The organism is Tundrisphaera lichenicola, from assembly GCF_051175385.1.
In the GTDB taxonomy this organism is placed as follows: Bacteria; Planctomycetota; Planctomycetia; order Isosphaerales; family Isosphaeraceae; genus Tundrisphaera; species Tundrisphaera lichenicola.
Genome location: NZ_CP195106.1, coordinates 7,292,603 through 7,312,045, shown reverse-complemented (window position 1 = coordinate 7,312,045; position 19,443 = coordinate 7,292,603). Strand labels below are relative to the sequence as shown.

Annotated in this window: 11 protein-coding genes; 6 read left to right on the top strand and 5 right to left on the bottom strand. The window is 66.8% G+C overall.

Annotation, left to right across the window (positions count from 1 at the left end; all coding sequences use genetic code 11):
- Positions 1-266 precede the first annotated feature (266 nt).
- A complete protein-coding gene (locus P12x_RS29030; RefSeq protein ID WP_435008599.1) occupies positions 267-1,730 on the top strand; it encodes a DUF2268 domain-containing putative Zn-dependent protease in 1,464 nt (487 codons plus the stop codon).
- Positions 1,731-1,869: 139 nt separating this feature from the next.
- Here P12x_RS29030 and P12x_RS29025 read toward each other — a convergent pair whose 3' ends face one another.
- Entirely contained in the window at positions 1,870-3,375 is a 1,506-nt protein-coding gene (locus tag P12x_RS29025) for a rhamnulokinase (RefSeq protein ID WP_435008598.1), read from the bottom strand.
- 108 nt (positions 3,376-3,483) lie between these two features.
- Positions 3,484-4,452, bottom strand: coding sequence for a GDP-mannose 4,6-dehydratase (locus tag P12x_RS29020; protein ID WP_435008597.1), 969 nt, complete (start codon positions 4,450-4,452; stop codon positions 3,484-3,486).
- A 447-nt stretch (positions 4,453-4,899) separates the two neighbouring features.
- Here P12x_RS29020 and P12x_RS29015 point away from each other — a divergent pair, with 447 nt between their 5' ends.
- Complete coding sequence (locus P12x_RS29015) at positions 4,900-7,251, top strand: RNA polymerase sigma factor (RefSeq protein WP_435008596.1); 2,352 nt, start codon at positions 4,900-4,902, stop codon at positions 7,249-7,251.
- Positions 7,252-8,264: 1,013 nt separating this feature from the next.
- Here the strand turns inward: P12x_RS29015 and P12x_RS29010 are convergent.
- Entirely contained in the window at positions 8,265-9,326 is a 1,062-nt protein-coding gene (locus tag P12x_RS29010) for a tetratricopeptide repeat protein (RefSeq protein WP_435008595.1), read from the bottom strand.
- 153 nt (positions 9,327-9,479) lie between these two features.
- Between P12x_RS29010 and P12x_RS29005 the strand changes: the two genes are divergently transcribed.
- Together P12x_RS29005 and P12x_RS29000 are read left to right on the top strand one after the other, a co-directional pair.
- Positions 9,480-10,919, top strand: a complete 1,440-nt coding sequence (locus P12x_RS29005; RefSeq protein ID WP_435008594.1) for a glycosyltransferase family 87 protein — start codon at positions 9,480-9,482, stop codon at positions 10,917-10,919.
- Between the two features lie 325 nt (positions 10,920-11,244).
- On the top strand, positions 11,245-11,616 hold the full coding sequence (locus P12x_RS29000) for a hypothetical protein (protein WP_435008593.1): 372 nt from the start codon (positions 11,245-11,247) through the stop codon (positions 11,614-11,616).
- 43 nt (positions 11,617-11,659) lie between these two features.
- Here the strand turns inward: P12x_RS29000 and P12x_RS28995 are convergent, their stop codons facing one another.
- The gene (locus P12x_RS28995) at positions 11,660-12,541 is read right to left on the bottom strand and encodes a DNA-methyltransferase (protein WP_435008592.1); all 882 of its coding nucleotides are present in this window, start codon (positions 12,539-12,541) and stop codon (positions 11,660-11,662) included.
- Between the two features lie 266 nt (positions 12,542-12,807).
- Between P12x_RS28995 and P12x_RS28990 the strand changes: the two genes are divergently transcribed.
- Positions 12,808-13,239 carry a BlaI/MecI/CopY family transcriptional regulator gene (locus P12x_RS28990; RefSeq protein WP_435008591.1) on the top strand — a complete coding sequence of 144 codons (432 nt, stop codon included), beginning with the start codon at positions 12,808-12,810 and terminating at the stop codon, positions 13,237-13,239.
- A gap of 131 nt (positions 13,240-13,370) precedes the next feature.
- The gene (locus P12x_RS28985) at positions 13,371-17,918 is read left to right on the top strand and encodes a M56 family metallopeptidase (RefSeq protein ID WP_435008590.1); all 4,548 of its coding nucleotides are present in this window, start codon (positions 13,371-13,373) and stop codon (positions 17,916-17,918) included.
- A gap of 135 nt (positions 17,919-18,053) precedes the next feature.
- Here the strand turns inward: P12x_RS28985 and P12x_RS28980 are convergent, their stop codons facing one another.
- A complete protein-coding gene (locus P12x_RS28980; protein ID WP_435008589.1) occupies positions 18,054-19,415 on the bottom strand; it encodes a DUF1501 domain-containing protein in 1,362 nt (453 codons plus the stop codon).
- Positions 19,416-19,443: the final 28 nt, after the last annotated feature.

Sequence of the window (19,443 nt, the reverse complement as noted above, 5' to 3'; positions counted from 1 at the left end):
CCGCGAGCCGTGGCGAGATAGCCTGCACTCACAGTGATTCGTGGGCAGGGCGTCGAGTGGCATTCTACCGCCCCCTCGTTGGCACTTAACGAGTAATGTTTTCGGTTCCGAGGGGTGACACCAGATATAGGGAATTAGCCCTGGCAAACGAGCGTCCCGAAACTTGAAGCGGACGTTCGGTTTCGGGACTTTGATTTCGGGACGGGTTTAGAGACGGAGTAGGTTCATATGATGAGGTAGGCGGTGCCCACCCTGCAAGACTTACTATGAAATTGCCATCGGAGACCTTGACGGCGAGGGTTGGCCCGATATTGCTGCCGCTCGCTCTGACGCCCCCACGCTGTCTGGGTCAGCAGCTGGAATTTCGGATAATCTCTGGAGGAGAGCCCGGCAGCCCGAGCGTGGAGTATGGCAACGCTCGATTTGAACGGGAAACAGAACGGGTTTATTCATTGAGGTGCGTTGTGGTAGCTAGCTTTCTATTGGCGAGTATGTTGGTCCAGCCGTCCGGATCCGAGGCGTCTGCCAAATTACCTGACTTCAAGAAGGTGTCTGCGGATATCGAACGTCTTACCGAGGCGAAGCGATTTGTCGAACTGGCCCAACTGTATGAGGCCAGCAACAAACACCTGCGCTCGCCGTTGGTCGCGATCAACGAGGCGGTTGCATGGGCTGATGCCGGTCGATCCACACAAGCCATTCAGGCACTGGAACGCTCGATCGAGTACGGGATTCGCAACCCAAACGTGGTCACCAAGTACAAAAGCCTTGGTCGTTTGAAATCCGACCCTGCATGGCCGCGCGTTGAGTCACAGCTTGCTCAGTTGCGACGCCAACTGAGCAGCGTTGACGGCTTTGAAGTGCATACGGACGATGCAGATGCATTTTGGAAAGCCTTCGACCTCGCTCGCGCGGAGCCGGCTCGGGCCGAGGAGTTCTTCTCGAAGATGATTCTGGACGGGTCGCCCGCCCTGCGAGATTATTATGCGAATCGCTACTTCGGGGTTGACGACCTGGTCAATGTGGCCATTCAAACCTATCCCAAGTATTATCAGTATCTGCGCAACCATTTTCAGGCCGAGCAATTGGAGCCGATCCGAGCACAAGTAGTCGCAAACATGAATAAGCTGAAGGATGTGTATCCGGAAGCCATTTTTCCTCACGGCTACCTGGTGATTGGCACCCTCAACTCGGCCGGCTCGGTGACTGACCTGGGCGTCTTCATCGGGCTCGACCGGCACGGACGAGGCGAAGGAATGCCCTCGGACGAAATGAGCGAGAGCCTGAAGAATTCCATCGGAGACACTCGCTTCATCTCAGGGACAATGACCCATGAGCTTATGCATTTCCAGCAAAATTACCGCGACACTCGGGAAGGGGACGTTCTGCGTGCCGTGATCGAAGAAGGTGTCTGCGACTTTCTCACGGGCCTGGTCACAGGAAAGCCATCCGAGGGGGTTCGCCAACGATATTTGAAGGAGCACGAGGCCGAGATTATTGAAGACTTCCGCAAGGAGATGAACGGTACCGACCTCTCGAAGTGGATGTACAGCGGAAGCGTCGGAGGACGTCCCGCCGACCTCGGCTATACGCTGGGTTCGGAGATTTGCAGATCGTACTATGAGCTCGCCGCGGACAAGAAAAAAGCCCTCTACGAATTGCTGAATACAGAGGATCTCGCCAGCCTCGTTCGGAACAGTAAGTACAAGGCAGCGATCGAATCCAGGTAAGCGGATTTGGCCGAAGTCCTCGTTTTGTCGCCCCTGCGAAATCAGAGACCAAGTCGAAGCAGTGTCCGACAATCATTGGATACCGTAGGCGAATTCGGCGGAGGGTCCGACGACCGCTCATCGGAATTCGCCAACAGGATCATACGTTACTGGAAAGCCCCTCGAACCGTCCATAGGCTTTGTCCCAGGCGGCGGTGTCTTTCGGCTCGAAGGTCTCGACCGTGAATGAGGCCGCGACGATCGCCCGGGCGTCGGCCAGGGTGGCGATCCGGCCTCGGGCCATGGCCTGGAGCAGGACGTTCCCGGCGGCGGTGGCCTCGACCGGGCCGGCGTGGACCGGGATCCCGCAGGCGTCGGCGGTGAACTGGTTGAGCAGGGCGTTCCGGCAGCCCCCTCCCACCACGTGGACCGACCGGATCCTGGTCCCGAGGATCTCTTCGAGCCTCCGGATGGTCCATCGATACTTCAGGGCCAGGCTCTCCAGGGCGCAGCGGACGAAGCCCCCTTCGTCGAGCGGGGCGGCCTGGCCGGTCCGGGTGGCGTAGGCGGCCAGCCGGGCGGGCATGTCGCCGGGGGCGAGGAACGAGGGGTCGTCGGGCTCGACGATCGCGGCGAACGGCCGGGCGGCTCGCGCTTTCGCGATCAGCTCGTCATACGAGTATTCGGTCCCCGCCCTCGCCCAGGTCCTCCGGCATTCCTGGACCAGCCAGAGGCCCATGATGTTTTTCAGGAGCCGGGTCGTCCCGGCCACGCCCCCCTCGTTGGTGAAGTTGGCCCGGCGGGTCGCCTCGTTGATCACCGGCCGGGGGACCTCGACCCCCAGGAGCGACCAGGTCCCCGAGCTGATGTAGCACCAGTCGGGCGGGTTCGAGCCGGTCCCCCGGGTGGGGACGGCGGCCACGGCGCTGGCGGTGTCGTGCGTGCCGGGGACCAGGACGGTGATCGGTCGGGAGATTCCCAGCTCGTCGAGCACCGACTTCCGGAGCGGCCCCAGTTCGGTCCCCGGGTCGATCAGGTCGGGCAGGATCGACCGGGGGATGCCCAGCCCTCGGCAAAGCTCGTCGGACCAGGAACCGTCGCGAGGGTCGAGGAGCTGGGTGGTCGAGGCGTCGGTCCGCTCGCCGGCCCTCCGGCCGGTCAGGAGCCAGCCGAAGAGGTCGGGCATCATCAGCAAAGTCTCGGCCACGTCCAGCAAGGGGGAGTTGGCCGCCTGCATCCCCAGGAGCTGATAGGCCGTGTTGATCGGCATGAACTGGAGTCCGGTGACCTCGTAGATCCGCTCCTTGGGGACCAGCCCGAAGGCCCGGTCCATCATGCCGTCGGTCCGGGGGTCTCGGTAGTGGACCGGGTTGCCCAGGAGGGTCTCGCCCCGGCCGACCAGGCCGAAGTCGACGCCCCAGGTGTCGACGCCCACGCCTTCGAGGTCCGGGTGGCCGGCGGCCGACTTCCGGAGGGCCTGCTTCATCTCGTCGAAGAGCCGGGGGACGTCCCAGTGGAGGGTGTCCAGCATCCGGACCGGCCCGTTGGGGAAGCGGTGGACTTCCTCCAGGCTCAGGCGACCGCCATCGAACCGGCCGAGGAGTCCTCGACCGCTCTCGGCCCCCAGGTCCAGGGCCAGGTAATCCGCCGTCTTGCTGCTGCCCATCGCTCGCGGGACCTCGGGATCGTCAAGGGTTCGGTTCAGGGGAGAGTCTGGATCGAATCTGCCCATCCTAAGGGGAAAGGGTGATGGTCCGAAAGGGCCTCTCGCCGGTCAACGGGGGGTGTCCCGGAGGATCCTCCGCCAGTCGTCCAGCATATCCGCCAGGGTCCTCTCGATCGAGAAGAGGGGCTCCCAGCCGGTCGAGGCGCGGAGCTTGGAGGCGTCGGCCACCAGCAAGGGCTGGTCGACCGGGCGGACCCTCGACGGGTCGACCTGGACCTCGATCGGCACCTCGGCCCGCCCCCGGAGGATCTCCAGGGCGTCGGAGAGCTTCGTCCCCCGGCCCGAGCCCAGGTTGTAGATCTCGCCGGGGTCTCCCTTGGTGCTCAGGAGCCGGTAGGCCCGGACGACGTCGCGGACGTCGGTGAAATCCCGGACGATGTCGAGGTTCCCCACCATCACCGCCGGCTTGATCCCGGCCTCGACCTCGGCCACCTGGCGGGCGAGGGCCCCCAGGACATAGGTGGACGACTGCCGGGGGCCGGCGTGGTTGAACGGGCGGGCCATCACCACGTCGGTCCCGTGGGCCAGGAAGTGCTGGATCCCCAGGAGGTCGGCCGCCCCCTTGCTCGCGGAGTACGGGTTGTTGGGCCGGAGCGGGCACGACTCGGAGACCGGCAGGTGTTCCGGCCCGGGGTTCCCGTAGCAGACCCCCGACCCGACCACGACCACCCGGGGCCTCAGGCCCGACGCCTTGACCGCTTCCAGGAGGGTCAAGGTCCCGCCCAGGTTCAAGGCCCAGGTCCCCCGAGGGTCGGCCACGCTGGCCTGCGGGTTCGCCTGGGCGGCCAGGTGATAGATCGCCTCGGGCCGGGCCCTGGCGAGGATCTCGAGCATCTCGTCCTGGCCGATCGAGGCGAGGTCGCAGGCCTCGATCCGGGCCGAAGTCGCCAGGTGGGCGAGGTTTTCGGGCCATCGGCCCGAGTGGGAGAGCCCCGACACCGCGTCGCCCGAGTCCAGCAGGTGCTCGACCAGGTGTCCGCCCACGAATCCCGAGATGCCGGTCACCAGAGCTTGCATGGGCGGTTGGCCTCGGATCGGGCGAAGGTTGCCGACCCGGGACCCTCCCGGAACTCGACGACCCTCGATAACGTATCGGCCGACCGACCCCAGGGCAACCCGTCGGGGGGACGGACGATCGATCCCGGATGGCTTTGTTTGGATTGGGGAATTGGCTTTGTTTGGTGGCAATAATGGGTTCGTTCCGCGCGGAGGGAATGGGTTCGATTGGTCCGGCGATTGGCTTCGATTTGGCACGTCTTTCGGGCTTGAAGGCGATGGGCCACGAGTAGATTCCCCGGACGCTCCGGAGGCTCGGACGAACCCGCGAGGTTGGTTCCTCTTCAGGATCGTGAGGGAAGGCCAGGGGTTAGTACGGCTTTCGAAGAAAATCCCCATGTCACCAAGAATTCCGGATTGGAATCGGCCCGGGGCGTAGTCTAGGGGTGAGCCGGGAGGGGACGATCGATGGCGAGTCGCGGCTATGGTCCGGTCATCCGACAGGTGGTTCGGCTCTTCGAGGGCCCCGGGACGGCCGCGGGCCTGGGGGATGGACCGCTCCTCCGGCGGTTCGCCGACCACCGCGACGGGGCGGCCTTCGAGGCCCTGGTCGCCCGTCACGGCTCGATGGTCCTGGCGACTTGCCGACGGATGCTGGTGGACCCCCGCGACGTCGAGGACGCCTTCCAGGCCACCTTCCTGGTCCTGGCCCGCAAGGCCGGATCGATCCGGGATGCCGACCGCCTGGGCCCCTGGCTCCACGGGGTGGCCCGCCGGGTGGCCAGCCGATCCCGCGCCCTCTCGGCCCGCCGAGAAACCCGAGAACGCCCCGGGGCCGAGGATCGCGCGATCACCCGACCGGACTCCGTCGAGGCGTTCGAACTCCGCTCGGCCCTCGACGAGGAACTGGCCCGGCTCCCCGAGAAGTACCGGGCCCCGCTGGTCCTCTGCTACCTGGAGGGCCTGACCCACGACGAGGCCGCCCTGCAACTGAGCTGGCCGGTGGGGACCGTCCGGAGCCGACTGGCCGGGGGTCGCGACCGGCTCCGTTCGAGGCTAACCCGACGGGGCCTGTCCCCCTCGGCCGCAGTCCCCGCCATCCTGCCGAGATCCACGATCCCCGAAGCCTTGATGTCCACCACGATCCGGATCGTGACCTCCGCCGGGACGACCCCGGCCCGTATCGCAATCCTGGCGAAAGGAGCATTGATCGCGATGATGTGGAACAAGTTGAAGGTGATCGGGGCAGTCGGCCTGATGGCCGGCTTGACCGTCGGAGGGGCCGGTGTCGCCGCCCAGAAGGTGGGCCAGGGACCCTCGGCGGTCCTTCCACCATCGCCGAACGCGGAAGCTGATGAGAAGAGGCTTGAAACACTTATCAAGGAGGTCGATGCTGCGGATGTTGCCATCCCCGCCGCAGAGAATCTCGTCGAGGAATTGCGGAAAAATCGAGAGGCCAGGCTTCGCGAGATCGCCGCATTGAAGGCCAAGCTGGGTCTCAAGCCGGGGCCTAACCCGGGACCAATCGCGATCCCGAAGTCGGTCGCGAAGGCGACTGATCCCACGCCCGCCCTGGTCAACGGCCCACCCAGTCCGGAAAATCGGGGAGGTCAGTCACTCCTCTCGAACGGAGGCGTCGAGGAAGCCGAAGGCCACCGGCCCAGTTCCTGGACTTCGGGTGCCGATATTCCCGGTGTCGAGTACCTCTGGAGCCGTGACGTCGGCCACTCGGGTCAGGCCAGCCTCTGCCTGAAGAAGACGGCCCAGCGGTACTTCCCCATCGCTCAGTGGTCGCAGATCATCGATCGAAAGGGCGAGACTTCCCGACTGAAAGTCTCCGCATGGGTCAAGGCCGAGAAGGTCGGCAAGGCGATCCTCGACACCCAGTTCCTGGACGGCGACGGCAAGTGGAGCCACGCCTGGGTGGCCTACATCGGTGCCAAGGAAGCCGACGATCTGCCGGTTTCCCACGACTGGAAGCGTTACGAAGGAGTCGTCGAGATCCCCTGGGGGACCACGCAGATCCGCGTCGCCCCGCAGATCTACGGCCCCGGAACTGTCTGGTTCGACGATCTCGAAGCCCAGTACTCCGACGCTCCCGTCACCGACCCGATCTCGTCGGCTTCGGCTTCGGCTTCGCCGACGCCTGCGTCCTCGATACCGATCGTGGAGAACCTGCATGGCAATCCAAGCCTACTAATGGTCATCCCGAGAAAAATGGGCCGGGTCACGATGATCAATTCCAAGACGGGAGAGAAAGAAACGTTCCGCCTTCCCGGCGAGGTGTCGCAAGTCTCGCGAATGTCGGCGGAAAATCTTGTCGCCTTCTCCATGAAGGGCCGGGGGATCAACCGGGTTGCGATCTATGACCGCAAAGCGTGGCGCTGGTCCGAGCAAGACCTGGGTGTGGAAGCGACCGAGGCAAGCCCCAAGATTTTCGGCGGAGGCCACGCTGGCAATCTCCCGATGGTCGGGTTCACGGTGAAGGCTCCCGAAATCCCCCAACTCGTGCTCTTCGATGGCCCGAATCAGTCCTGGGTCGTGAAGGATCTCCCCGAGCCAGCCCAGGACGGAGTCTCGCCGATCATGGCAGGAACGACGGCGACGTATATTCTTGGGAAGTCGGTGTATGTCTATAACTCTGAATTGAAGAAGTGGTCCGTCCTGGCATTGAAGGCCGAGCGACCGGCACGAGAAGACTCCGACAGCGAAACTATCGAAGCCAACGGCCGGATTGTGATCCCCGACGCAGACGTGATCCACCTCTATCATCCCGAGACCGGCGAGTGGTCGCAGGTCGATACCGAGGACGGCAAGTAAGGCGTCTGGGTGGCCAGGTTCTTCTCTGATCTGGCCCGGCCACCCAGCCGAGAAATTGGTCATTCCCGACGGGGATCTTATCGATCTGTACGATGCGAAGGCTGGCGAATGGACCCACATCGACCTCGACGAGGAGTAAAGTCGCTGTAGAGTTCGCGCCGTCCACCGGACCCCTTTGTGCGGCTTAGAGATCGGTGGGCGGCGCTTGCCCTGCAACTACTCGGGAAGATAACAGGGTTGGGCGGCTTTCCATGGGCAGAGATCGACGTCAAAACACGGGCCGATGCCGCGCGGCGCTATGCGAGCCTGCGACGGTGGTACTGGCGTTTCTTCCTCGGTGGCATGGCCTTGTTCGCGGTGCTGGGGACGCCCCTACTGGTCTTCGGTCCGCGACTCAATCCGCTCATCCAGGGTATGTTGGGCGTCCCTCTATTCCTCGGGTTCCTGACCTGCTGGGTCGGCAGCCTCGTCACGTGGTCCGCGCTCGTGCGGTTCCGTTGTCCTCGATGTGGCGGGCGGTTCCTCCTCTCCTCGACCAGCAGTTGGCCTACATCGGCCTGCAAGCATTGCGGCCTGGACCTGGGGTCATCACGGTCGCCTTCTGGTGAGGCGTCCCGGAAAGTGTCATAACGCCGACCCGGATTTCCGGAAGATGTCCGGGAAGTCTGGCGACGATCGGTCCTTGTCCGCAGGCTCGTTGGGTTCGTTTTTCCCCGGCGATGGTGCGAAGGGTTCCCGGGCCGGAAGCCCTCGGGAGGTTCGAGGTCAAGCGTCGACCGTCCGCAGGCTCGTTGGGTTCGTTTTTCCCGGGCGTTGTGGAGGGTCGTTGGGTTGGTCTGAAAATCTTCACAATGGGCCAAATGCGTAGGGTGTGGTCGAGCGGAGCGAGGCTCACCAGGGTTACGGGTCGCTGGTGGGCCTCGCTCTGCTCGACCACACCCTACAAGCTCACGTTGGGTTCGTTTTTCCCCGGCATTGTTGCAGATGTGGTTTTTGGAATTGTGGACAAAAGATCAGTGTGAAGGAGGTCTCAGGGCCTCGTTTCGCCAGGCCTGGGCGAGTCCGGCGAGGCCGACGCTCTCGGTGAGGGCGGCGAGGTCGTTCAGGGTCCGCGGGTCGTCGGGCCGGGCGAGGTCGGCGGCCAGGCGTTGGCCGAGGGCGGTGGGCTCCAGGCGTTCCCGGAGTCGGGCGACGGCCTGGGCCTCGGCCTGGGCCTCCTCGCCCTGGCCGAGGGCCCGGAGGGCTCGGGCCAGTCCGTAGTGGATCTTCCAGTCGTGCGGGAGCCCGGCCAGGGCCCGGCGGAACGACTCGGCGGCCTGGTCGGGCCGATGGTCGTAGTCGATCTCCCAGCGCCCCCGGAGGCGGTCGTAGCGGGCGTCCCGATCGGGGCTCGGCCAGGCGTCCAGGACCTGACGCCCCCGGTCGACGTCGCCGGCGTCGGCCAGGGCGGTGGCCAGGGCCTCGCGGGCGGGGATCTGGCCGGGATCTCGTCCGAGGATCTCGGATAGCTCGGCGATCCTCGCGATGCGGTCGGGGTCGTCGGGGTGGGGGTTGTTCGCAATCCGGGCCAGCCGGGCGACCCGGGCGTCGAGGTCATCGGGATCGGCGGCGATCCAGCGGCCGAGGAGCTTGCGGGCCTCGTCGTCGGGCGGCTCGGCCAGCACGGCGAGGGTCGTCGCCTGCAAGATCCCTCGCCGATCCCTCGGCGAGACGGCCCGCAAGCCGGCCTCGCCGAGCCGGAGGGCCTCGATCGGGCGGTCGAGGACCCGGAGGAGGTCGAGCCGGCCTCGCCAGACCTCGGCGTCGGTCGGGTCGATCGCGGAGGCCCGTTCGAGGGCGACCCGGGCGTCGGCCGCGCGGTCGAGGGCCAGCGCGGCCCGGGCCTCGGCCAGGAGGGTCCGGGCGGTGATCGGCCCGGGGCTCCGGTCGCGGCCGGAGAGGATCCAGGCCAGGCCGACCAGGATCAGGATCGCGACCACTGAGGCCGCGATCGCCCAGCGGACTCGCCCTCGACCTCGGGCCGGCGGTCGCGGCGGCTTCCGGGCGCCGCGACGGGTCGGGGGTCGGGGTGGCATGGCGGGGTCCGGGGAACTTCGGGATCTCGGCGGATTTGCCCCTTCTGTCGTAACGGTTTGGGGCCTCCGGACGCAAGGCGATCTCGGGATTCGTGACGCCCGATCCGCCCGGAGTTCGATGTGTTGGATAAACCCGGTGGAGATTCTCGAACGATGACCGAGCCCGACGACGCCCCCCGAACGACCGACGGAACCGGCCCCGACCCGGCCCGCGCCGCGATCCTCCGGACCTGGATGATGGCGGGGCTGGCGGCGACGATGATCGGGTTCTCGGTCGCCCCCCTGCTCAACGGCTACATGGACCGGGGGAACAAGGATTACGGGCTCTGGTTCTACGCGGGCCGGGCGGTCACGCTGGGGGAGGAGATCTACCCCAAGGACGGCCGGGTCTTCCCGTTCATGTATCCGCCGTCGTGCGCGGCATTTTTGGCGGTCCTGTCGTATGCGGGGGAACACGCGTTCGTCACGATCCTGGTCCTGGCGAACTCGGCGGCCTGGCTGGCGGCGATGCTCCTGTCGGTCTACCTGGCCACGGGCAAGGTGGCCGGCCAGCGCCCCTGGCTGTACGTGGTCCCCTCGGTCGGTGTGGCGGCGTACATCCACGACGCCTACCTGCTGGGCCAGCCCAACATGGCGCTCCTGGCCTGCATGCTGGGGGCGTTCGCCTGCCTGGGGGCCCGGCGATCGGGCCTGGCGGGGGGCCTGGTCGCGTTCGCGGCGGCGGTCAAGGCGTTCCCGTTCATGGCGATCGTCTACCTGATCTACCGGAGGCTCTGGAAGGCGACCGCGGCGATGATCGTAGTCCTGACGCTGGCCATGCTCGCCCTGCCGATGCCGTTCCGGGGGATCCAGGGGGCCTTCGAGGACGCCGGGACCTGGACCATGGGCATGGTCCTCCGCTACGACGAGGGGAGCATCGCCCAGCGCCCCGAGCGCGGATTCGGCTTCAAGAATCAGTCGATCATGGCGTTAACCAACCGGCTCCTCCGCTCGATCCCCGCCGACGGCGAGGCCAAGGACGGCTGGAAGGTCAACCTGGTCGACCTCGACTTCTCGACGGTCAACAAGATCATCGCCCTTTCGGCCCTGGTCCTGGGCGGGCTTTATGTCGGGGTGATGCCTCGCGAAGGTCGGCGAACCCGCACGTCCGCCTCGATCGACTACGCCCTCCTGATCCTCCTGATCCTGATCTTCTCGCCGCTGTCGTTTAATTATGCGTTCGTCTGGCTCATGTACCCGATGACCGTCGCGATCCACCTGGGGCTGGAGTCGCCCCGGGAGTCGAGCGGCCGGCGGATCTTGCTCGGCTCGGTGGCCGGTTCGCTGGCCCTCCTGGGGCTCTCGATGGTCTCCCAGCGCGAGGCGGCGGGCTACGGGAACTCCTTCTGGGCCGCCGCGATCCTGCTGGCCTCGCTCGGCTGGAGGCTCGCCGTCGAGCCCGAGACCGGGTCGCCGATCCAGGAGGCGGGCCGATTCCTCGGCCGACTCCGGGACCGACACGCCTCCCCCACGACCCGAGTTCACGAGACCCTTCCCGGACCCCATCCGGCGGTCGGTCGGGTGAACCCGGCCAAGGTCGACCGCCCGAGGTGAGCCCCCGAATGCCGGGCCGGTCCTCGGCCCGATTTTCGATTCTTCACGAGATCATGTAAGAAAGGGCACGGCCGCCGAAGGATCGCCCGACCGATTCGCGAGGTCTCGGCGAATTTTCGGGGCCTGGGGAACCCGGCCCGTGCCTCGATCGTCTGCAAAGGAAAGGCTCGGCTCGCCGATCGGGTCGGCGAGTCGCTAATTTATGCACTTTGATGGCATAAAGGTTGCAGATGGTTCGCGCGTCGAGTAAGCTTGCCTGGTCCTAACCATTTCGCTCGACGTCACTTCGCTCCCGATCCACCCATCCATCCGACGCGAAAGGACAATGCCTATGCTCCCCAACGTCGCGATCATTTCTCGACCCGCGGGCCCCGCCGCCCGCACCCAATCGACCGCCCCCTCGACCGATCGCCGGATCGTCGAATTGACCGCCGAGGCCCGTCGCCTGGCCCGTCGCCGCTCGATTGCCGAGGGGGTCGCCAGCCGGAGCCGGATCAACGATCGAGGCCTGGGGGGCGAGGCTTCGGCCTTGATCTTCCGCCGGGCGAAACGCAGGGCCACTCGGCTGAGCCTGGTCTTCCACCGGGCGATCCAGACGCTCTGGGAAGCCGGGGCTTTCGACGAGGCCCTCGCCATCTTCCGCGAGCACAAGGCCGAGCTGGCCCGTCGAGGTTCGCGAGTCGCCCGGCAGGGCTGAAGGCCCCGAGGCGGGCGACTCCCGATCGCTCGCTCCGCCCGGTTCACCCCTGTCGTGCGACCACCTTCTTCGACTTGACCATGTGGGGCTTCTCGGACCCTTCCAGCGGCTGGCCGACCTGGGCCGCGTCGAGGCGTTCGCGCGCCCTCCGGGCGTAGTCCGCCGAGACCTCGAAGCCGAGGTACCGGCGGCCCAGCTTCTTGGCGACGGTCAAGGTCGTCCCGCTCCCGGAGAAGGGGTCGAGCACCAGGTCGTCGGGGTTCGAGGACGACTTGACGATCCGCCCGAGGAGCTGCTCGGGCATCTGGCAGCCGTGCCACCCCGCGCGTTCCTTGAACGTCCCGCAGACCCGGGGGACATACCAGGTATCTTCCTCGGGCCCGAAGCTCTCCGACGCATCCTGAGGCCGGAGGATCCAGGTGTCGTCGGGGAGCCGGCCGACCGGGTTGGCCCGGGCATCGGCGTAGACCAGCTGGCGGGCCGAGGGGACCCGGATCTCGTCGACGTTGAACGTGAATCGCGCGGGATTTTTCACGAAGTAGAGTAAATGCGCGTGGCTCCGGCTGAACTTATACTTGCAGTTCACGCCGAAGGTGTAATACCAGATCACCCAGCTCCGCGGCGAGAGCCCGAGCTCTCGGTGGAAGATCATCTTCAGCTCGGCGGCGAACTCATCCCCGATCGCCAGCCAGAACGTGCCGTCGGGCTTGAGGACCCGGACGATCTCGGCCGCCCATCGGCGGGTCCAGTCGAGATAGTCGTCGGCCTTCTTCCGATCGTCGTAGACGTCGTACTTGTAGCCGATGTTGAAGGGCGGGTCCGCGAAAGCCAGGTCGACCGACCCGGCCTCCAGGCTCCGGAGCCCTTCGATGCAATCGCCGAGGATCAGGCGGTCGGAGGCGGTGCCGTCCAGGTGGGTCGTCATGTCGAGTCGGCTCGATGGTGCGGACGCGAGGTGCCATTGATGCTGTGCCCTGTCTTGCCCTCTCCCCCCGGGAGAGGGCGGCCGAAGGCCGGGTGAGGGGCAAGACGCTCGCCCGATCGACGGGATGCCGCGATCAGGAGCCAATACGGGCGCTCCCCAAGTATACCCGCCGGAATCCAAAATGCCCGCTTGACGACCTCCGACGTGATGTCGTAGGATCGCCCTCAGACATCATGTCGGAGGGTTTCGAGGAGGAGATTCCGGTCATGGTCGATCGACCGCCGCCGAGCGAGCAGGAGCTGGAGGCCTTGAAGGTCCTCTGGGACGAGGGGCCGGGCACGGTCCGGTCGGTGGCCGAGGTCCTGGAGGCTCGGGGCCGTCGCTGGGGTTACACGACGGTCCAGACCTATCTGAACCGGCTCCGGGCCAAGGGGCACGTCGCCAGCGAGCCCGGATCGGCCGCCCTGGCGCACGTCTACCGGGCGGTCTCGACCCGCGACGACCTGCTCCGCGACCGCCTCCGCGAGCTGGCCGACCAGCTCTGCGAGGGGGCCCCTTCCCCCCTGGTCCTGAACCTGGTCGAAGGCCACAAGTTCTCCGACGACGAGATCGCCCGCTTCCGAGCGGTGCTCGATCGGCACCGACCGACCGACCGTCCGACCGGCCGTCCGGCCGGAGGACTCAGGACCGGGGACTGAGGACTGAGGGCCGGTCCTGGTCGGGCCGGGCTCACCCGGTCGAGTCACGGTTCACGGCAGGCCCTGCCGCCCGTCCCGAGTCCTCCAGTCCCGAGTCCCGAGTCCTTCCACGATACGATGAGGGGGCGTCCATGCTCGGTTGGTTCGCGGAGTCGACGCTGATCGCGGGCGGGCTGGCGGCCTTGGTGGCGTTGGCGTGCCGGTCGAGGCGGCTCGGGCCGGAGGCTCGCCACGCGCTCTGGCTGGTCGTGATGATCAAGCTGGCGATCCCGCCGCTCGTCGCCTGGCCCTCGACCTGGCCCGAGGCTCGACCCGCATCCCCGGCCCCGCGTTCCGAGCTTCCCCCGTCGATCCCGGAGCCTTTGCCAGCCCCCGACTTGATCCCCGACCCCTGGCCGGATCCGGAGCGATGGGCGATCCTCCCCGCTCCTCCGGGAGAGTCGCCGATTCTCGATAGGTCCGATTTCGGACGGCCGGAGCTTGAGCCCGAGCCCGAACCTGCCGGCCAATCGCCCCAGGTGCCATCAACGAATCCAGAAGCAAAGCTCGTCCCTCGGAAATCTGCGATCGGGAATTCAAGGTCGGGAAACTGGAATCTGAGATCGGCCATCCCCGCGGTCCTGCTCGGCCTCTGGCTGACGGGCACGTTCGGGGTGGTGGCCTTCCGGGCGTTCGGCCTGGCCCGGTTCCGGAGGTCGCTCCGGGGTTCGATGCCGCCCCCTCCGTGGTTGTCCGAGGAAGCCCGCGCGATCGGCGATCGGCTCGGGGTCCGGCCCCCGCCGATCCTGGTGGCTCCCGGGGTAACGACCCCCCTGCTCTGGTGCCTGGGGCGAACTCGGCTGATCGTGCCCGCCTCGCTGGTCGACCGGCTCGGGGCCGAGCAATGGCCCGGGATCCTGGCCCACGAGCTGGCCCACCTGGCCCGCCGCGACCACTGGGTGATCCGCCTGGAACTGCTGGTGGAACTCGTCTGGTGGTGGAACCCGATCTTTCACCTGACCCGCCGGAGGCTCCGGGCCGAGGCCGAGCAGGCCGCCGACGCCCGGGTGATCCGGGCCTTGCCGGATCGTCGGTTCGCCTACGCCGAAGCCCTGGTGGATATCTGCGAGCATCTGGCCCGGTCCGCGATCCCCTCGCCCGCGTTGGGCGTCGGAGGGGCCGAGGCGTCTCGAACCCTGGAAGGGAGGCTGCTGATGATCCTCCGCGACCCGATCCCCCGACCCCCCCGCCGGAGCGTCCTCCTGGCCGCCGGGCTCCTGGCCGCCCTCTCGCTCCCCTCCTGGACCCTCGGCCAGCAGCCCGATCCCACGAAAGCTTCATCGGAAGCCCCGAAGGCGGCCGATGAGGCGAAGCCAGGCGAGGCTCCCCAACCGGCCGCTCCATCGACCCCGCTCCCGACCCTCGAGGAGATCCAGGCCGGGTACGCCAAGCGGCTGAAGGACGCCATTCGGCTGGGATTCCGGTACTCGGTCGCGAGTCGGAACCGGATTGGAGCGGGCGTGAGTCGAGAAACCGTCGGCATTCAGGTGGCCGACGTGGTCCTCGACTCCATCCTGGACCCACTCTTCACGAAGCTGCGGCTCGACGTGCTATCCGCCCCCGATCCCGGGAAATCCCCGAGCCCGAGCGGTGGGACGTCCCCCTGGATTCGTCGATTCGTCGCCAGAGAGGACTCGAACCTCGTGACGCTCGGCGGCCCGTCGACCGAGGAAGGGCCCGTCCCCTTCCGCTGGCGGACGACCGCAGGCCAGGGCGAGTTCCCCGGCGACGACCTCCTCGCCGAATTCCTGGGCAACGGGAACATGAAGGCGGTCAATCCCGACGGCTCGGTCGACCCCCTGGACCCCCGACCGTCGAACGTCCTGGACCTGGTCGGGGGCGTCGCGACGATCCTCCAGAGCCGGATCGATCGGAACGGCATCCGGGTCTACCCGGCCGGGGGCGAGGTGATCGACGGTCGCCAGACCGTCCGGCTCGCCTGGGCCACGAGCCAGAATTTCGGCACCAATCCCGCCGGACTTAGGGGCCTCGTGTGGGTCGTCCCCTCGCTGGGCTTCGCGGTGGTCCGCTCCGAGTCCGCCCAGGACTCGACGCAGGTCGGGATGATGCACGGGCGACGATTCTGGCGGAAGAGCGCAGGCGACTTCGAGGTGGTCGGAGGGGTCTGGCTCCCCCGCAAGGTGGAGTCCCGGTTCGTCGAGATGGGCTGGACGCAGGGACCGCCCGCCACGAGCCGCGAGCTGATCGCCACGTTCGAGGATTACCGGGTTAGTCTCGAACTGCCGGACGACACCTTCCATCCCAATTTCCCGATCGAGGCGCTCGACGAAAAGTCCGGCGACTTCACGACACGTCCCCCTGCCCCCTCGCCCGGCCTGGTCGAACGGTTGCAGAAGGCCATCGCCGAGAGCCCATACGGCCCGCCGGGAGTTCGGACGATCCCCGGTGCCGACCGGGCGGAAGCCGGGCAGGACCCTCGGGCTCTCGTGCAGGGTATCCTCCAGGACGGTGATCGCGAGTTGATGAGCGCCAATCGCCCGTTCCGGCAGGCCATGATCGAGTTCGTCCGGGTTGTTCAACGTGCGAAAAACCCGGATGCGCCAGAAGTCCAGGAGGCAAAGCGTCGAACGGACGAGATGCGTGCCGAGCTCAAGGCTGCCGCCAGCAAGGCCAGGGCCGAGGGTTCGGCCGCTGCCCGGCCGACTCCCTCGCCGGAGGCCGGACCCGCCCCGCCCAATCCGAATCCCGGGCGAGCGTATGCCGATATCGTCACGAATGTCGACGAGGCGCCCACGGGTCGGCTCTTGTTCGGTCTCGGCAGACTCAACCCAACACAGCCCGCACCCGAGGCCGTCCCGGCCCCCCGTCTCGAAGATCCCGCGCCGGAGGCCGAACCCGCCAGGGCCGACCCGGCACCCGCCGATGTTCCGCTGACCGAGGAACGGATCGCCCAGTTGGTCGAGAGCCGGTTCAAGGAAGATCCGAAGGCCGTCGCGCTGGCCTTGCAGGTGAAGGAGGCGAGCAAGAGGCTCGACGCCGTCCGGCGGATAACCAGGACCCCGAACGATCCCGCAATGAAACGGGCAACCGAAGCTCTCGCCCACCTCAAGGAGGAGTACGAGCGGTATCGAGGCGGTATCCGCGACGAGATCCCCGTGCTGCAAGCCCGGCGCGACGGCAAGGCCGCCGAGGTCCGAAAGGCGGAAGCCCGACGCGACCTGGCAAAGGCGACCATGACGAGATTCTCGGCCTACTTGAAGCGGAAAGCGATCAGCCGCGAGGAAATGGAGAAGGCCGAGGCTGAGCTGCGGATCGCCGAGGCCGAGGTCGAGAGCAAGCAGGCCGAACTCGCCGAGTCTGACCTCATTCTGGATCAGACCAGGCGGCGGCTCGGCCTCGATCCCCTGGCGGAGCCCCCGCCCACTCCCGCCTTTTCGGCTCCGGGAGGATCGCTGGCCGACCTCCGCGACTTCGCCGAACTGTTGGAGGTCCAGCTCCAGGGCAAGAGGGCCGAGCTTCAGGGCGAAGAGGCGAAACTCGGTGCCGCGACATCCATCCTGAACAATACCCGGCAACTCCACGAGCGGGCGACCATCTCCATAACCGAGGTCCGCCAGGCCGAATTCGGCCTGAAGACCGCCGAGGCCGAACTCGCCCAGAAGCAGGCCGAGGTCCGAGAATTCGAGGTCCGGCTCAAGCAGGCCCAACGCCGCGTCCAGGCCGGGGAGGACCGGATCGGCCGGGCCATCCCCCGGGCCAAGGAGAGGTTGGAGTGGGCCGAGGCCATGAAGAAGAAGGGTTATATTTCGGGCTCGATGCTGGAAGACGCCCTATCTCAATATGAGGAGTTGAATCGTCAGCTTGGTCCGACTCCGGCCACGACACCCCCGCCGGTCGCTCCCGAGACTCCGGGTCCTCAGGGGGCGACGGCGGATCCCAAACCCGGACTGGCCGTCAAGATCTTCGGCCGCGACAAGCTGAACGCCGGCCAGCCGAACGAGTACCGGATTTCGGTGGGCAACACCGGAACGGCACCGGCCGAGAAAGTTGAGGTGATCGTCCGCCTACCCTCGGCCGGCGGCAGGCTGGTCGCCATACCCGACGGGTCCAGGTTCGACAAAAAATCACGGACGCTCTCCTGGATTCTCGAACGGGTCCCGCCCTCGGAATCCGTTGACTTGAAGTTCGACTACCAGACGAGTACGCCCGGCCTTTATCGAGCGACCGCAGAGGTCCGTTCGGGCATCCTGGGGGCCAACGACTCGATTTCAACCGACGTCGCGGCGACGGCCCTGATCGACCTGAAGATCACCCAGACCGAACGCGTGATCGATGTCGGAAAGGCGACCTTTTACGATGTCGCGATCAAGAACGCCGGCTCCAAGGAGGCGACCCGGCTCCAGCTCCGGGGCAAGCTCACCAAAAACCTCAAGGTCCTCAAACACTTCAACATCGAGAAGGGGGAATTCCAATTCAACGGCGAGACCGGCGAATTCCACTTCCCTGAGATCGAACGCCTGGCCGTCGGTCAGTCGATCACGCTGACCTTGGAGGTCCAGGCTACCGACAGCGGTCCTGCCGATTGCCATGTTTTTCTCACCCACGCCGAAGCGGCCCCCCAGGCCGCTCCGGTCGAAGATGTGATTTCCACCACCGTTGTGGCGGCCGTGAAGCCGTGACCAGTGCGACTGCTCTCGCAGAGATTGATGGTCGGTGGCGATGCCAAGACCCACACCCCCGGCCCCTCTCCCGGAGGGCGAGGGGGGACATGTTCTGGTATCTCGATGCAAAGGACAACTTGGGGTCGACTCTATTCAAAGCAGGCCGAGGATCGGTTGGCCGTCGGCCAGGGGGAAGGGGCGATTCTGCTGGTCGTAGATCGGGGAATGCGGGTCGACGCCCAGGTTGTGATAGAGGGTGGCCAGCAGGTCCTCGGGCGAGACGGGGTCGGCGGCGGGGTACGCCCCGATCCGGTCGGAGGCCCCGTGGACCCGGCCTCCCTGGATTCCCCCTCCCGCCATCACGACGCTGAAGCAGTGCGGCCAGTGGTCGCGGCCGGCGGCGGAGTTGAACCGAGGGGTCCGGCCGAACTCGCCCATCATCAAGACCAGGGTCTCGTCCAGCAACCCGCGAGCATCCAGGTCCTCGATCAGCGAGGAGAACGCGGCGTCGGTCGGCGGCAGGAGGGTGTTCCGGGCCAGTTCGAGATGCTTGCCGTGGGTGTCGTAGCCCGCGCCACCCTTGGCGTTGTCGTGGCGGACCCAGTTGACGTGGACCAGGCGGACCCCGGCCTCGACCATCCGGCGGGCCAGGAGCGTCGACTGCCCGAAGACGTGCCGACCGTAGCGGTCGCGTGTCGAGGCTGACTCGGCCCCGATGTCGAAGGCGTCCCGCGCGGCGGTCGAGGCCAGGAGGTCGAAGGCCTTCGCCTGGAACTCGTCCATGTCCGACTCGTCGTCGGGGCCTCCGAGTCGATCGAGGAGAGTCCGGCGCCCCTGGAGCCTCGCGGTCGATAGCTCGGCGGGCGGGGCCAGGACCCCGGGCGAGTAGTCGGGCAGGTTCGGGTCGCTGTTGATCCGGTAGGGGTCGAACGACGGCCCGAGGAACCCGGCATGCTGCCCGGACCGCTCGGGCCCGTTGGGGGCCATTGCCTCGGGGATCATCACGAACGGCGGCATCGAAGGGACCACCGGGCCGAGGACCCTGGCCAGGCTCGACCCGACGTGCGGTCGATCGACGCGGCTCATGAACGCGGCGTCCGACGTGGGGCGGGTGAACCGGCTCCCGGCCATCATCCAGAAGGCTGCCGCCGGGTGCGCCGACTCGGCGTGGGTGACCGACCGGACGATCGCGTACTTGTCGGCCAGTCGGGCCATCCGAGGGAAGTGCTCGGCGACCTGGATTCCGGGGACGACCGTGTCGATCGGGCGGAAGGTCCCGCGGATCTCCTCGGGGGCGTCGGGCTTCAGGTCCCACATGTCGAGCTGCGACGGCCCGCCCGAGAGGAACAGGAGGATGACGGATTTCGCCTTCGGGGCCGCCTTCAGGCCCGAGGCCAGCCCCCGGAGCCGGAACAGTTCGGGCAAGGTCAGCCCGCCCAGGCCGATCGCCCCGATCCGGACGCAATCGCGCCGGGTGAAGATCGACCCGGTTCGCCTCCCCGCCTGGTCCGGCATGGCTTCGGCTCCTTCGTCGCGGCGGTCA

Coding starts and splice junctions, on each gene's coding strand:
- P12x_RS29030 (WP_435008599.1), top strand. CDS start 267: ATGAAATTGCCATCGGAGACCTTGACGGCGAGGGTTGGCCCGATATTG.
- P12x_RS29025 (WP_435008598.1), bottom strand. CDS start 3,375: ATGGGCAGCAGCAAGACGGCGGATTACCTGGCCCTGGACCTGGGGGCC.
- P12x_RS29020 (WP_435008597.1), bottom strand. CDS start 4,452: ATGCAAGCTCTGGTGACCGGCATCTCGGGATTCGTGGGCGGACACCTG.
- P12x_RS29015 (WP_435008596.1), top strand. CDS start 4,900: ATGGCGAGTCGCGGCTATGGTCCGGTCATCCGACAGGTGGTTCGGCTC.
- P12x_RS29010 (WP_435008595.1), bottom strand. CDS start 9,326: ATGCCACCCCGACCCCCGACCCGTCGCGGCGCCCGGAAGCCGCCGCGA.
- P12x_RS29005 (WP_435008594.1), top strand. CDS start 9,480: ATGACCGAGCCCGACGACGCCCCCCGAACGACCGACGGAACCGGCCCC.
- P12x_RS29000 (WP_435008593.1), top strand. CDS start 11,245: ATGCCTATGCTCCCCAACGTCGCGATCATTTCTCGACCCGCGGGCCCC.
- P12x_RS28995 (WP_435008592.1), bottom strand. CDS start 12,541: ATGACGACCCACCTGGACGGCACCGCCTCCGACCGCCTGATCCTCGGC.
- P12x_RS28990 (WP_435008591.1), top strand. CDS start 12,808: ATGGTCGATCGACCGCCGCCGAGCGAGCAGGAGCTGGAGGCCTTGAAG.
- P12x_RS28985 (WP_435008590.1), top strand. CDS start 13,371: ATGCTCGGTTGGTTCGCGGAGTCGACGCTGATCGCGGGCGGGCTGGCG.
- P12x_RS28980 (WP_435008589.1), bottom strand. CDS start 19,415: ATGCCGGACCAGGCGGGGAGGCGAACCGGGTCGATCTTCACCCGGCGC.